7 protein-coding genes and 3 rRNA genes are annotated in these 14165 nt (G+C 61.1%); 9 read left to right on the top strand and 1 reads right to left on the bottom strand.

From position 1 onward, the window contains the following. Positions 1-10: 10 nt before the first annotated feature. The 4 genes from tyrS (at position 11) to rrf (ending at position 7339) form a co-directional block, all read left to right on the top strand. Entirely contained in the window at positions 11-1324 is a 1314-nt protein-coding gene (gene tyrS / locus QFZ70_RS10950; RefSeq protein WP_307095542.1) for a tyrosine--tRNA ligase, read from the top strand. A 510-nt stretch (positions 1325-1834) separates the two neighbouring features. Beyond that, positions 1835-3359, top strand: a 16S ribosomal RNA gene (locus QFZ70_RS10945). Between the two features lie 507 nt (positions 3360-3866). Further along, a 23S ribosomal RNA gene (locus QFZ70_RS10940) occupies positions 3867-6993 on the top strand. A gap of 229 nt (positions 6994-7222) precedes the next feature. Beyond that, positions 7223-7339: ribosomal RNA gene (gene rrf, locus QFZ70_RS10935) — 5S ribosomal RNA — on the top strand. The 16S, 23S and 5S rRNA genes sit together here, the layout of an rRNA operon. Before the next feature lie 146 nt (positions 7340-7485). Here rrf and QFZ70_RS10930 read toward each other — a convergent pair. After that, positions 7486-8775, bottom strand: coding sequence for an ISL3 family transposase (locus QFZ70_RS10930; protein ID WP_307095541.1), 1290 nt, complete (start codon positions 8773-8775; stop codon positions 7486-7488). 486 nt (positions 8776-9261) lie between these two features. Here QFZ70_RS10930 and QFZ70_RS10925 point away from each other — a divergent pair, with 486 nt between their 5' ends. Genes QFZ70_RS10925 through QFZ70_RS10905 form a run of 5 tightly spaced genes read left to right on the top strand, consistent with a single transcriptional unit; the run spans position 9262 to position 14164 of the window. Next, entirely contained in the window at positions 9262-11055 is a 1794-nt protein-coding gene (locus tag QFZ70_RS10925) for a hypothetical protein (protein WP_307095539.1), read from the top strand. A 4-nt stretch (positions 11056-11059) separates the two neighbouring features. Further along, a complete protein-coding gene (locus QFZ70_RS10920) occupies positions 11060-12049 on the top strand; it encodes an HAD-IIA family hydrolase (protein ID WP_307095538.1) in 990 nt (329 codons plus the stop codon). A gap of 9 nt (positions 12050-12058) precedes the next feature. Next, a complete protein-coding gene (locus QFZ70_RS10915; protein WP_307095537.1) occupies positions 12059-12310 on the top strand; it encodes a hypothetical protein in 252 nt (83 codons plus the stop codon). Beyond that, the gene (locus QFZ70_RS10910; RefSeq protein WP_307095536.1) at positions 12310-13125 is read left to right on the top strand and encodes a TlyA family RNA methyltransferase; all 816 of its coding nucleotides are present in this window, start codon (positions 12310-12312) and stop codon (positions 13123-13125) included. Before QFZ70_RS10915 ends, QFZ70_RS10910 begins: the two co-directional genes overlap by 1 nt. A gap of 13 nt (positions 13126-13138) precedes the next feature. Then, positions 13139-14164, top strand: coding sequence for an NAD kinase (locus QFZ70_RS10905; RefSeq protein ID WP_307095534.1), 1026 nt, complete (start codon positions 13139-13141; stop codon positions 14162-14164). The last annotated feature ends 1 nt before the right edge of the window (position 14165 follow it).

The following is a 14165-nucleotide window of genomic DNA, read 5'->3' as shown; positions in this document are numbered from 1 at the left end:
CTTAGAAGGCGTGCCAGAACTCAACAGCCTCGAATCGCAACACAACGACCCCACTTTTGCCAACGTCTGGCAGGAACTGAAGTGGCGTGGCCTGGTCCACGTCTCAACTGACGAAGCAGAGCTGGAAAAGCTCCTCGCCGGCGGACCGGTCACGTACTATTGCGGCTTCGATCCCACCGCGCCGAGCCTCCACCTGGGCAACCTGGTCCAGCTGCTCGTCATGCGGCGGCTGCAGCTGGCCGGCCACAAGCCCCTCGGGCTGGTAGGCGGTTCCACGGGCATGATCGGTGACCCCCGCCCCACGGCCGAGCGTACCTTGAACACCAAGGACACCGTTGCTGAATGGGTGGGCTACCTCCAGGCGCAGGTACGCCGGTTCCTCAGCTTCGACGGCGACAATGCTGCGCAGATGGTCAACAACCTGGACTGGACTGCCCCGCTGAGCGCCATCGACTTCCTGCGCGAGGTGGGCAAGCACTTCCGTGTGGGCACCATGCTGCGCAAGGACGCTGTCGCATCGCGGCTGAACTCGGACGAGGGCATCAGCTACACCGAGTTCAGCTACCAGATCCTCCAGGGCATGGACTACCTCCAGCTGTACCGTGACTACGGCTGCATGCTCCAGACCGGCGGCTCCGACCAGTGGGGCAACCTCACCAGCGGTACCGAGCTGATCCGGAAGGTGGAAGGCAAGAGTGTCCATGCGCTGGGTACTCCGCTGATCACCAATTCGGACGGCACCAAGTTCGGTAAGAGCGAGGGAAACGCCATTTGGCTCGACGCCGGCATGTGCAGCCCGTACGCCTTCTACCAGTTCTGGCTCAACACCGCCGATGCCGACGTGGTGGACCGGTTGAAGGTGTTCACGTTCCTGACCCGCGCCGAGATCGAAGACGTTGCCAAGGCAGTGGCCGAGCGCCCGTTTGCCCGGGAGGGCCAGCGGAAGCTTGCTTTCGAAGTGACGTCCCTTGTCCACGGGGTGGAAGCCACCGAGAAGGTCATTGCAGCTTCCGCGGCGCTCTTTGGAAACGGCGACCTGTCCGCGCTGGACAAGCCGACGCTCCAGGCGGCTACCTCGGAGCTTCCTTCGGCGACGGTGCAGGTGGGCGCACTGGGAATCGTCGACCTCTTGGTCGCCTCGGGGCTCTCGGAAAGCAAGTCCGCTGCCCGCCGCACTGTTGGCGAGGGTGGCGCTTACGTCAACAACGAGAAGGTATCCGATCCGGAAGCGGTGATTTCGGAGTCCGAACTGCTGCACGGGCAGTACCTGCTCCTGCGCCGCGGAAAGAAGAACCTGGCCACCGTGGAAGTGCTGGTTCCCTAGCCCGTTCCTTACCATTGCACGCTCCTCCGCAGCCGACTTGCAAGGCCGCGGGGGAGCGTGTAATGTCTTTCTAGTCGCCGCCGCTGAAGCGGAAAAATAGCGACCAACCCCCAACAAAAACTGAAGCAGCTTCACCGTGTGCGAAAGCGCCGGAGCGAAGAAATGCTTCGTTTATGGTGGGCGGATTCATCTCTACAGAGTGAATTCCGGGAAAACAACCGGATTTGCAAAGTGAAAATGAATGAAATAACATTGAAACATCGCAGCGAAGAAATACGAAATAGAAAATTCATTCAATGAATTGTTTCGGGAATATTCGAATGTGTCTGTTGTTTGAGAACTCAATAGTGTGCCAAGTTTGTTGATACCAATTGTTTTAGTGATTGGTTGAATTGATCGGGCTGCCCGCCCCTGTGGGTGGTCTGGTTTTTACAGCTGGTTTCAAATTTTTGCTGTCTGGTTGCTGCGTTATTTCCGTGGTTTCCGGGTGGTTTCTGTTTTTGTTTTACTTCAACGGAGAGTTTGATCCTGGCTCAGGATGAACGCTGGCGGCGTGCTTAACACATGCAAGTCGAACGATGATCTCCAGCTTGCTGGGGGGATTAGTGGCGAACGGGTGAGTAACACGTGAGTAACCTGCCCTTGACTCTGGGATAAGCCTGGGAAACTGGGTCTAATACCGGATATGACTCCTCATCGCATGGTGGGGGGTGGAAAGCTTTTTGTGGTTTTGGATGGACTCGCGGCCTATCAGCTTGTTGGTGAGGTAATGGCTCACCAAGGCGACGACGGGTAGCCGGCCTGAGAGGGTGACCGGCCACACTGGGACTGAGACACGGCCCAGACTCCTACGGGAGGCAGCAGTGGGGAATATTGCACAATGGGCGCAAGCCTGATGCAGCGACGCCGCGTGAGGGATGACGGCCTTCGGGTTGTAAACCTCTTTCAGTAGGGAAGAAGCGAAAGTGACGGTACCTGCAGAAGAAGCGCCGGCTAACTACGTGCCAGCAGCCGCGGTAATACGTAGGGCGCAAGCGTTATCCGGAATTATTGGGCGTAAAGAGCTCGTAGGCGGTTTGTCGCGTCTGCCGTGAAAGTCCGGGGCTCAACTCCGGATCTGCGGTGGGTACGGGCAGACTAGAGTGATGTAGGGGAGACTGGAATTCCTGGTGTAGCGGTGAAATGCGCAGATATCAGGAGGAACACCGATGGCGAAGGCAGGTCTCTGGGCATTAACTGACGCTGAGGAGCGAAAGCATGGGGAGCGAACAGGATTAGATACCCTGGTAGTCCATGCCGTAAACGTTGGGCACTAGGTGTGGGGGACATTCCACGTTTTCCGCGCCGTAGCTAACGCATTAAGTGCCCCGCCTGGGGAGTACGGCCGCAAGGCTAAAACTCAAAGGAATTGACGGGGGCCCGCACAAGCGGCGGAGCATGCGGATTAATTCGATGCAACGCGAAGAACCTTACCAAGGCTTGACATGAACCGGAAAGACCTGGAAACAGGTGCCCCGCTTGCGGTCGGTTTACAGGTGGTGCATGGTTGTCGTCAGCTCGTGTCGTGAGATGTTGGGTTAAGTCCCGCAACGAGCGCAACCCTCGTTCTATGTTGCCAGCACGTGATGGTGGGGACTCATAGGAGACTGCCGGGGTCAACTCGGAGGAAGGTGGGGACGACGTCAAATCATCATGCCCCTTATGTCTTGGGCTTCACGCATGCTACAATGGCCGGTACAAAGGGTTGCGATACTGCGAGGTGGAGCTAATCCCAAAAAGCCGGTCTCAGTTCGGATTGGGGTCTGCAACTCGACCCCATGAAGTCGGAGTCGCTAGTAATCGCAGATCAGCAACGCTGCGGTGAATACGTTCCCGGGCCTTGTACACACCGCCCGTCAAGTCACGAAAGTTGGTAACACCCGAAGCCGGTGGCCTAACCCCTTGTGGGAGGGAGCTGTCGAAGGTGGGACTGGCGATTGGGACTAAGTCGTAACAAGGTAGCCGTACCGGAAGGTGCGGCTGGATCACCTCCTTTCTAAGGAGCACCTACAAGCGCCGTCCTCATGTATGTGGGTGGTGGGGTTTGTCAGGAGTATATGCCCGTTGCGCAGACGTTTGTTCTGCGGCGGGTGCTCAAGGGTGGAATATCAATGAATAGGTGCCTGGTGGCGCGGTCTGGTGGTTAGTACGGGTTGATCTCCTTTGGGGGGTTGGTTCAGGAACGCTTGCTGGTCCGGGTTGCTTGGGTGGTGTTTGGCACACTGTTGGGTCCTGAGGCAACAGGACCGGGTTTTTGCCCGGGACTTGTGTTTCTGGTTTTCCTGGCCGTACCGATCATGCACGTTTGTGTGTGGGGTGTGTGGTTTGGGGTTGTTGTTTGAGAACTACATAGTGGACGCGAGCATCTTTTATAAGAAGCAATTTCCAAGAATATGAACCTGGATCTGGCTGCGCGTGATGATGGCTGACCTTTCGGGGTTGGTGGTTGTTGGGTGTGGTTGGTTTTCGTGGTTCTCTCGTGAAGTAGTTTTTTGATCTTTGTGGTCAAGTTTTTAAGAGCACACGGTGGATGCCTTGGCATTAGGAGCCGAAGAAGGACGTAGGAATCTGCGATAAGCCTGGGGGAGTCGATAACCGGACTGTGATCCCAGGGTGTCCGAATGGGGAAACCCCGCCAGGGGCGCGAGTCGCCTGGTGACCCGCATCTGAACACATAGGGTGCGTGGAGGGAACGCGGGGAAGTGAAACATCTCAGTACCCGCAGGAAGAGAAAACAATAGTGATTCCGTTAGTAGTGGCGAGCGAACGCGGATCAGGCTAAACCGTTCCATGTGTGATAGCCGGCGGGCGTTGCATGGTCGGGGTTGTGGGACTTTCCATACCAGTTCTGCCGGGCTGGTGGGGTGTGATGTGCAGGCATAGGTGAACGGTCTTGAAAGGCCGGCCAGAGAGGGTGTGAGCCCCGTAACCGAAATGTTGTGTACCGCCTGGATGAGTATCCCAAGTAGCACGGGGCCCGAGAAATCCCGTGTGAATCTGTCAGGACCACCTGATAAGCCTAAATACTCCCTAATGACCGATAGCGGACCAGTACCGTGAGGGAAAGGTGAAAAGTACCCCGGGAGGGGAGTGAAACAGTACCTGAAACCGTGTGCTTACAATCCGTCGGAGCCAGTCTGATTCTGGTGACGGCGTGCCTTTTGAAGAATGAGCCTGCGAGTTAGTGTTACGTCGCGAGGTTAACCCGTGTGGGGAAGCCGTAGCGAAAGCGAGTCTGAATAGGGCGTTGCAGTGGCGTGATCTAGACCCGAAGCGAAGTGATCTACCCATGGCCAGGTTGAAGCGACGGTAAGACGTCGTGGAGGACCGAACCCACTTCAGTTGAAAATGGAGGGGATGAGCTGTGGGTAGGGGTGAAAGGCCAATCAAACTTCGTGATAGCTGGTTCTCCCCGAAATGCATTTAGGTGCAGCGTTGCGTGTTTCTTACCGGAGGTAGAGCTACTGGATGGCTAATGGGCCCTACAAGGTTACTGACGTCAGCCAAACTCCGAATGCCGGTAAGTGAGAGCGCAGCAGTGAGACTGTGGGGGATAAGCTTCATAGTCGAGAGGGAAACAGCCCAGACCACCAACTAAGGCCCCTAAGCGTGTGCTAAGTGGGAAAGGATGTGGAGTTGCGAAGACAACCAGGAGGTTGGCTTAGAAGCAGCCATCCTTAAAAGAGTGCGTAATAGCTCACTGGTCAAGTGATTCCGCGCCGACAATGTAGCGGGGCTCAAGTACACCGCCGAAGTTGTGGCATTCAGATATTAGCTAAGCCCTTGTGGTTCAGGCGTCTGGATGGGTAGGGGAGCGTCGTGTGGGCAGTGAAGTCGCGGTGTAAACCAGCGGTGGAGCCTACACGAGTGAGAATGCAGGCATGAGTAGCGAAAGACGGGTGAGAAACCCGTCCGCCGAATGATCAAGGGTTCCAGGGTCAAGCTAATCTGCCCTGGGTAAGTCGGGACCTAAGGCGAGGCCGACAGGCGTAGTCGATGGACAACGGGTTGATATTCCCGTACCGGCGAAAAACCGCCCATGCTGAACAGGGGATACTAACTGCCCGAGACCTGCCCGATCACCCTTGTGGTGTGAGGGTTTTGGTGGAGCGCAGGACCTGATCCTGGGAGGCAAGCGTATTAACAGGTGTGACGCAGGAAGGTAGCCAAGCCGGGCGATGGTTGTCCCGGTCTAAGGATGTAGGGCGAACGGTAGGCAAATCCGCTGTTCATGATGCCTGAGATCTGATGGGACCCCCGTTTGGGGGGATTTGGTGATCCTATGCTGCCGAGAAAAGCATCGACGCGAGGTTTTAGCCGCCCGTACCCCAAACCGACACAGGTGATCAGGTAGAGAATACTAAGGCGATCGAGAGAATTATGGTTAAGGAACTCGGCAAAATGCCCCCGTAACTTCGGGAGAAGGGGGGCCCCAACCTTGAACACCACTTGCTGGTGGGAGGGGATCGGGGCCGCAGAGACCAGGGGGAAGCGACTGTTTACTAAAAACACAGGTCCGTGCGAAGTCGCAAGACGATGTATACGGACTGACTCCTGCCCGGTGCTGGAAGGTTAAGAGGACCGGTTAGCCGCAAGGCGAAGCTGAGAATTTAAGCCCCAGTAAACGGCGGTGGTAACTATAACCATCCTAAGGTAGCGAAATTCCTTGTCGGGTAAGTTCCGACCTGCACGAATGGAGTAACGACTTCCCCGCTGTCTCAACCATAAACTCGGCGAAATTGCAGTACGAGTAAAGATGCTCGTTACGCGCAGCAGGACGGAAAGACCCCGAGACCTTTACTATAGTTTGGTATTGGTGTTCGGAGTGGCTTGTGTAGGATAGGTGGGAGACGTTGAAGCCCGGACGCCAGTTCGGGTGGAGTCATCGTTGAAATACCACTCTGGTCACTTTGGACATCTAACTTCGGCCCGTAATCCGGGTCAGGGACAGTGCCTGATGGGTAGTTTAACTGGGGCGGTTGCCTCCTAAAAAGTAACGGAGGCGCCCAAAGGTTCCCTCAGCCTGGTTGGCAATCAGGTGTCGAGTGTAAGTGCACAAGGGAGCTTGACTGTGAGAGAGACATCTCGAGCAGGGACGAAAGTCGGGACTAGTGATCCGGCGGTACATTGTGGAATGGCCGTCGCTCAACGGATAAAAGGTACCTCGGGGATAACAGGCTGATCTTGCCCAAGAGTCCATATCGACGGCATGGTTTGGCACCTCGATGTCGGCTCGTCGCATCCTGGGGCTGGAGTAGGTCCCAAGGGTTGGGCTGTTCGCCCATTAAAGCGGTACGCGAGCTGGGTTTAGAACGTCGTGAGACAGTTCGGTCCCTATCCGCTGCGCGCGCAGGAAATTTGAGAAGGGCTGTCCTTAGTACGAGAGGACCGGGACGGACGAACCTCTGGTGTGTCAGTTGTACTGCCAAGTGCACCGCTGATTAGCTACGTTCGGATGGGATAACCGCTGAAAGCATCTAAGCGGGAAGCTCGCTTCAAGATGAGATTTCCATACACCTTGTGTGTGAGAGGCCCCCAGCCAGACCACTGGGTTGATAGGCCGGATGTGGAAGCGAGGACTAACGACTCGTGAAGCTGACCGGTACTAATAGGCCGATAACTTACACCACACACCACCCCCGCAAACCAATCCTTCAAAAGAGGTTTGCACCCAAGAGGGTGGTAAAAGATAAACAAGACTGCTTGCGTCCACTATGTGGTTCCCGAACAACAAACCCGTTGCTTGAGAACCGATAACTGAATAACAACACCACAGCTCCAACACACGGAGCGATGTTGTAACCAAAAATTTTCCCACCCGCCCGGGCACGCCCCGGTGCCAGGGTGCGGAGCAAGGGTTACGGCGGTCATAGCGTGGGGGAAACGCCCGGTCCCATTCCGAACCCGGAAGCTAAGACCCACAGCGCCGATGGTACTGCACCCGGGAGGGTGTGGGAGAGTAGGTCACCGCCGGACAACCATTCGGTCGAGGCCCCAACCAGTCACTGGTTGGGGCCTCCCACACTTAAAAACACCCCAGGGCCCTGACACACCACGTCAGGGCCCCACCACTTTAACCGGCTCTTCACGGTTCGTGGTGAACGTTCTGCCGTGATGGGTGTTCATGCCGCTGTTCTGGCGGCACTGCGCAACAGGATACGCGTTTTGTAGTTGCGTGCGTTGGTGAATCCCCGGCCTGTCCTTTTGATGTGTTTGATCGCGGTGTTATTGGCTTCCACTTTTGCTGTTGTCGCACCGGTGACGATGAGGACTTCAATCTCTTTCCACCAACGGCAGACCGTGCGCCAGAGCCGGGTCGTTTCCGGTTGCGCGGCACGTTCGACGAGTTCCTTCAGGCGGTCTTTTGCAGCGGCCGCGTCTGCGAGGGATCCGGTGGCTAGCAGTGTCCGGAGCTGCTCTTTGACCAGCCAGGCCGCCTGCATCTTCCCCGTGGCGTCGTCAGTCGTGAACACCGTGTTGAGCCTGTCCCGTGCCCGGTCCGAAAGTGTGTCGCCGGCGCGCAGGAGCAGCCTCCTGTTGGCCCAGACCGGATCGATGGACCGTCCCCGCCGACCATGGACCTGCTGGGTGAGCCGCTGCCGGACCTCGGTGAGCATGTCGTTGCCGAGCTTGAACAGGTGAAACGCGTCGACCGAGACAGCGGTGCGGGGAAGCCACATCCGCAGGGCCTTGCGGAACGCCGCCGAGGGGTCGATGGCGACGACCTGCACGCCCAGGCGCCACTGAAGCGGCCGGGCGAACAGCCAGTCGCCGACGCCCTCACTGTCACGGCCGTCCACGATTCCCAGGACTTGTCCGGTGTCCAGATCGACGATGGTGGTCATCCAGGGTTCGTAGCGTTTCCAAGCCTTGGTGACTGGGTCGCGGAAGAACCGCATCGACCGGTAGCGGTGCTCATCAATGCCGAGCATCCGCGGTGCCAGGGCATCGACGTCAGGCAGCGTCAACGCTGCGGAGTCCAGAGCCCGCTGCACCAGCCACCATGAGACACCGAACGAGGAGGCCGCCTCCGCGGCGGCTCTGCCGGATCCGATCACTGCGGCTACCAGGGCGTCCCGGAGCCGGCGGGTGGACCGTGCCCGGCGCGGAACCTGGGCTGTTTCCTCGGTGAATGTCCTGCGCGGGCACAGGTACTCATCGCAGAAGAATCTCCGCTTGGCCCAGACCACTTCGACCGGGCCGGCGACAGGGATGTCACGCAGGCGTTGGGGTCGGCGAGAATGCACGCGGGTGCCGATCACTCCGCACGACGGGCAGCCGGCCTCGGCGGTGGCATCGACGTGAATCCGTCGCTGACCGAATGCAAGAATCTCGGCACCGGTGACGCGGTAGTCGGGCAGGTTGAAGATGGCGGTGGCAGCATCGGGGCGCGGGGAAGTAGGCTCAATCAAGGCTCGTAGCTCCTGACTTGATGAATGCGTAGAGAACATCCATCACAGCAGGGCTACGAGCCCTTCAGCTTTCAAGACACGGAACCTGTTTCACCATCAACCGTGAAGAGCCCTTTAACCACCACACACCACCCTGACGCGCAGGCATACGCGCCGCGGTTGGCAGCACCGCCGTCGAGCTCCTTTCGGAACTGCGAGAGCGTCGGGCAAAAACCTGCAGGAGCTGATAGAGCGTTTGCCCCAGTACTCCGGGAGGTGCGGCAGCGTGCCGGGAGGAGTGCAGGAGGTGATGGAGCGTGGTGTGAATATTGCCACGATGGGGACTGCTGGCAACGGCTCTGTCCCGCCCGGCGAGGCGACTCCACTAGAATTGATGCAGACGTACGGACTTCGAAGCGCTTGATTTCGGGTTGCGTAGGAAAACGAAACACGGATACGAGCGGCTGCAGTTGCGCCAGTGGTCGGCTCACAACAGGAGGAATCCACATGGCTGAGCACAACGGTGGCAACCGCGGCGGAAATGACCGCGGCGGGTTCCGCGGCAACAACAATTCGGGCGGCGACCCGCGCGGTTTCCGATCCCGTACCAACCGGGACAACAACGACTCCTCGGGCCGGCCGGCCGGTGGCGGTGAGCGTAAGCCGTTCGGTGACCGTGACCGTAAGCCGTTCGGTGATCGTGACAAGAAGCCGTTTGGTGATCGTCCGCGCCGTGATGGCGAGGGAGACCGCCGCGGCTTTGGTGGCGGTGAGCGTAAGCCCTTTGGTGATCGTGACAAGAAGCCGTTTGGTGATCGTCCGCGCGGTGATGGCGAGGGAGACCGCCGCGGCTTTGGTGGCGGTGAGCGTAAGCCGTTCGGTGACCGTGACCGTAAGCCGTTCGGCGATCGTGACAAGAAGCCGTTTGGTGACCGTCCGCGCCGTGACGGCGAGGGAGACCGCCGCAGCTTTGGTGGCGGTGAGCGCAAGCCGTTCGGTGACCGGGACCGCAAGCCGTACGGCGATCGCGACAACAGGTCCTTCGGTGACCGTCCGCGCCGTGACGGCGAGGGTGACCGCCGTGGTTTCGGCGGTGGCGAGAACCGGAAGCCCTTTGGCGACCGGAGTGACCGCCCCAACCGCGGTGACCGCCAGGACCGTGGGCCCCGCAGCTTCGACCGGGGCTCCGATCGCGACTCTAACCGCGACGCCGGACCCCGCACGTTTGGACGGGACCGCCAGGAAGAGCGCCCGGCCCGTGTCCCCAACATGCGTGACCTCCGCAGCGCCAACCGCCCGGACCGCGAACGGTCCCCTCAGATCGACGAGGACGTCACCGGCAAGGAACTGGACCGCGCCACGCAGCACCAGATCAAGACGCTCGAGGCTGCCAGCTCCGAGTGGGTCGCCCGCCACCTCGTAATGGCCGGCCGCTTGATTGACGACGAACCCGAACTGGCCTTCCAGCACGCCCTGGCTGCCAGCCGCCGCGGCGGCAGGCTCGCTGCTGTCCGCGAAGCCGTCGGACTCACGGCCTATGCTGCCGGCCACTACGGCGAGGCGCTTCGGGAATTCCGGACGTACCGCCGGATCAGCGGCTCCAACGTGCACCTGCCGGTGATGGCTGACTGCGAACGCGGCCTCGGCCGTCCCGACCGCGCCCTCGACGTGGTCCGGTCCGAGGAAGCCCAGGATCTGGATGCTCCAGGCAAGGCTGAGCTCGCAATCGTGGCTGCCGGCGCGCGGACCGACCTCGGCCAGCTTGACGCCGCCGTGGCCGAACTGGAGATCGCGCAGTTGGACATCAACCGTGCGTTCTCTTACAGCCCACGCTTGTTCCGGGCCTACGCTGACGCACTCGCCGCCGTCGGCCGTACCGCCGAGGCGGAGAAATGGCACAAGCAGGCAGTAGTGGCGGAGAACGCGCTTGGCCTGGGCGTCGACGAAGAACCGGACATCATTGACCTGGGCTGGGACGAGCAGGAGGAAGCCCGCGAGGAAGCAGAACGCCGCCGCCTGCTGGACCGCGCGTCCTCCGCTTCGGGTTCTGCTGCTGCCGCTGAAACGCCCGCGGCAACCGGCGCAGCTGCGGCGTCTGCGGCTGCCTCGGAAGAGACGCCCGCAGGCGAAGCCGGCCAGGCTGTCGATGCCAGCATCGATGACCAGGAAGCGGACTACTTCGTTTCCGACGACGCCGAGTCCGATGAGGACTCGGTTGAAACCGACGAACTGGACCACGACGGAGAGGGATTGCCCGACGGCAACGCTCCGGAGGACAACCAGGATCGCCGGGAAGACTAAGCGGATGACTGAAGCGACCCTGATTTCCCGGTTCGATGCATTGCTCGCCGATCTGGATGGCGTGGTCTATGCAGGCGCGCACGCCATCCCGGCTGCGGTGGAATCACTCCAGCAGCTGGCGGGCCTGGGCGTGGGCCTCGGCTACGTGACGAACAATGCGTCGCGGAGCCCCGCCGACGTTGCAGCCCACCTCCGGGAACTTGGCGCACCCGCCGATGACAACCAGGTGGTCAGTTCCTCGCAGGCCGCTGCGGAGCTGCTCGCCTCGGAACTGGCCCCAGGATCCAAAGTGCTGATCACCGGAAGTCCGGCGCTTGCCCGGGAGATCGAACTGGTGGGCCTGGCACCCGTGTACGGCCAGGACGAGGAGCCCGTGGCGGTGGTCCAGGGCTTCAACCCGGCCATCGGCTGGAAGGAACTCGCCGAGGCAGCCTACGTGGTGTCGGCCGGAGCAGTGTGGGTGGCCACCAACACGGACATGTCCATCCCGCAGGCCCGCGGCATCGCGCCCGGCAACGGCACCCTTGTCGCCGCAGTCACCGCGGCCACAGGCCAGATGCCGCGTGTCGCCGGTAAACCGGAAGCCCCGCTCTTCCACTCCGCCGCCAAGCGGCTGGCGGCGGAGCGTCCCCTGGTGGTGGGGGACCGGCTGGACACAGACATCCTGGGTGGGAACAACGCAGGCTTCGCCACGGTGGCGGTGCTGACCGGCGTCGACACCCGGCAGACCATCCTGGCTGCCCGGTCCGCCGAGCGCCCCGACTACATCATCAGCTCCCTGGCTGACCTTCACCGCGCGTACCCGGCCGTCACGGAAAATGACGGTACCTACACATGTGGCGAGGCGACGGCCCGCGTGGCCAACGGTGCCGTGGGCATCATTGGCAGCCAGGACAATCTCGATTCCTGGCGGGCGGCGTGTGCCGCGTGGTGGGCAGCCACCCCGGATGCGTCCTCCCCTCAGGCGCCGCAGCTCGTGTGGATGGATCACTAGACTGGTTGAATGACTGAGCTGAGCCACCCTGACGAATCCGCAGCAGCCCAGCCCTCCTTGGACTGGCCGCCCACCAGCCAGGCCGAGGTAACGGACCACTTGGTACAACAGTCCCTGGGACGCCTGGACGCATTGCCCCAGACCCCCGTCTCAGAGCACGAGGCGGCCTACAGCGAACTCCATGATGAGCTGCGCGCCGCCCTGGACGCAGATCCGGCGGCGCATCACCGCGCCCGCATCAAGAGTTCGGACGGCGCCTGATGCCGGTGCGCCTTGACCAGGCATTGGTTGCGCGCGGCCTTGCCCGGTCCCGCACGCACGCCGCCACGCTGATAGCCGAAGGAAAAGTAAGCTCTGCCGGCCAAGTGCTCGGCAAGGCATCACTCCAGGTGACCGAGGACAAGGACCTCGTGGTCCAGCACGACGAGCAGGACACCTACGTGAGCCGCGCCGGGCATAAACTGGCCGGCGCACTGGATGCGTTCCCTGAGGTTTCGCCGACCGGGAAAAGGTGCCTTGATGCCGGTGCCTCCACCGGCGGCTTTACTGATGTCCTGCTCCGGCGCGGCGCCGCGCTCGTGGTGGCGGTCGACGTCGGGCACGGCCAGCTGGTGCCCCGGCTGCGGGAAGATCCCCGCGTGGAAGTCCACGAAGGACTCAACGTGCGGTACATGAACCCCGAAGATATCGGCGGCCCGGCAGCGCTCACCGTGGCTGACCTGTCCTTTATTTCGCTGAGCCTGGTGGTGCAGCCGCTGGCGGAGTGCACCGAACCCGGCGGTGACCTGGTGCTGATGGTGAAGCCGCAATTCGAAATTGGCAAGGACCGGCTGGGGCGCACCGGTGTGGTGACCTCGGAGCGGGAACGCCGGATGGCGGTGGAAAAAGTGGCCCGGGCAGCGCAGGACGCAGGCCTCGAGCTCCACGGCCTTGCGCAGAGCCCGCTGCCGGGCCAGGACGGAAACGTCGAATACTTCCTGTGGATAAAACGCAGGATCAGCCAAGAGTTGCCTAAGATCGAAGAGCGAGACGCAGCCGCCGCTGCCTTGCTCGGACGTATCTGGCACAACCACTAGAAAGCGGAACCTGATGAGCAGGCGTGTACTGGTCCTCGCCCACACCGGCCGCGAGGAATCCTTGAAGGCCGCCTGGGAGGCCTGCGTCCAGCTGCAGGCCTCCGGGATTGTCCCGGTGATGCAGGAGTCCGAGCTGGGTGACATGGAACGGTTCTTCGGGCACCTCGCCCAGCCGGTTGAAGTCCTCCACGACCACGTCCAGCTCCCGGACGTTGAACTGGTGATGGTCCTCGGCGGTGACGGCACCATCCTTCGCGCCGCTGAGCTGGTACGGGAGGTGGACGTGCCGCTGCTGGGTGTGAACCTTGGCCACGTAGGTTTCCTTGCCGAAAGTGAACGGGCGGACCTCGCCCAGACCGTCGAGTGGATCGCCAGCCGCGAGTACACGGTGGAAGAGCGCATGACCATCGACGTGCAGGTGTGGGTCCGCGGCCAGAAGATCTGGCATACCTGGGCGCTCAACGAGGCCGCGATCGAGAAGGCCAACCGGGAACGCATGCTCGAGGTGGTCACCGAGGTGGACCAACGACCACTCACGTCCTTCGGCTGCGACGGCATTGTGGTGGCTACCCCTACGGGGTCCACGGCCTACGCGTTTTCCGCGGGTGGTCCCGTGGTCTGGCCGGAGGTGGAGGCCCTCGTCATTGTTCCCATCAGCGCCCACGCACTCTTCGCCAAGCCGCTGGTGGTGTCGCCCCGCTCCCGCCTCGCCGTCGAAGTCCTCAGCCGCACAGATGCCCAGGGTGTCCTCTGGTGTGATGGCCGGCGCTCCGTGGACCTGCCGCCAGGCGCCAGGGTGGAAGTCACGAAGTCAGCCACTCCTGTGCGGCTGGCCCGCACCCATCAGACCCCGTTCTCGGCCCGGCTGGTGCGGAAGTTCGAACTGCCCATCCACGGCTGGCGGGGGCCTGTCCCCAAGGCAGAAGCCATCCACACCGGCCCCATTCCCATCGTCCGCACTCCGCGGCCCATGCCGCCCCTTCAGCTGCCGCACAGCGGCCAGCCCGACATTGACCCCGATCCCTCAACCGCAAAGTGAA

It is taken from the genome of Arthrobacter sp. V1I9 (genome assembly GCF_030817075.1).
In the GTDB taxonomy this organism is placed as follows: Bacteria; Actinomycetota; Actinomycetes; order Actinomycetales; family Micrococcaceae; genus Arthrobacter.
Note: the sequence above shows the minus strand (reverse complement) of the source record. Positions and strands in the feature narration are given on the sequence as shown.

What these genes read in the sequence shown, in the direction of transcription:
- QFZ70_RS10925 (WP_307095539.1), top strand. Translation starts at nt 9,262, where the DNA reads ATGGCTGAGCACAACGGTGGCAACCGCGGCGGAAATGACCGCGGCGGG.
- QFZ70_RS10920 (WP_307095538.1), top strand. Translation starts at nt 11,060, where the DNA reads ATGACTGAAGCGACCCTGATTTCCCGGTTCGATGCATTGCTCGCCGAT.
- QFZ70_RS10915 (WP_307095537.1), top strand. Translation starts at nt 12,059, where the DNA reads ATGACTGAGCTGAGCCACCCTGACGAATCCGCAGCAGCCCAGCCCTCC.
- QFZ70_RS10910 (WP_307095536.1), top strand. Translation starts at nt 12,310, where the DNA reads ATGCCGGTGCGCCTTGACCAGGCATTGGTTGCGCGCGGCCTTGCCCGG.
- QFZ70_RS10905 (WP_307095534.1), top strand. Translation starts at nt 13,139, where the DNA reads ATGAGCAGGCGTGTACTGGTCCTCGCCCACACCGGCCGCGAGGAATCC.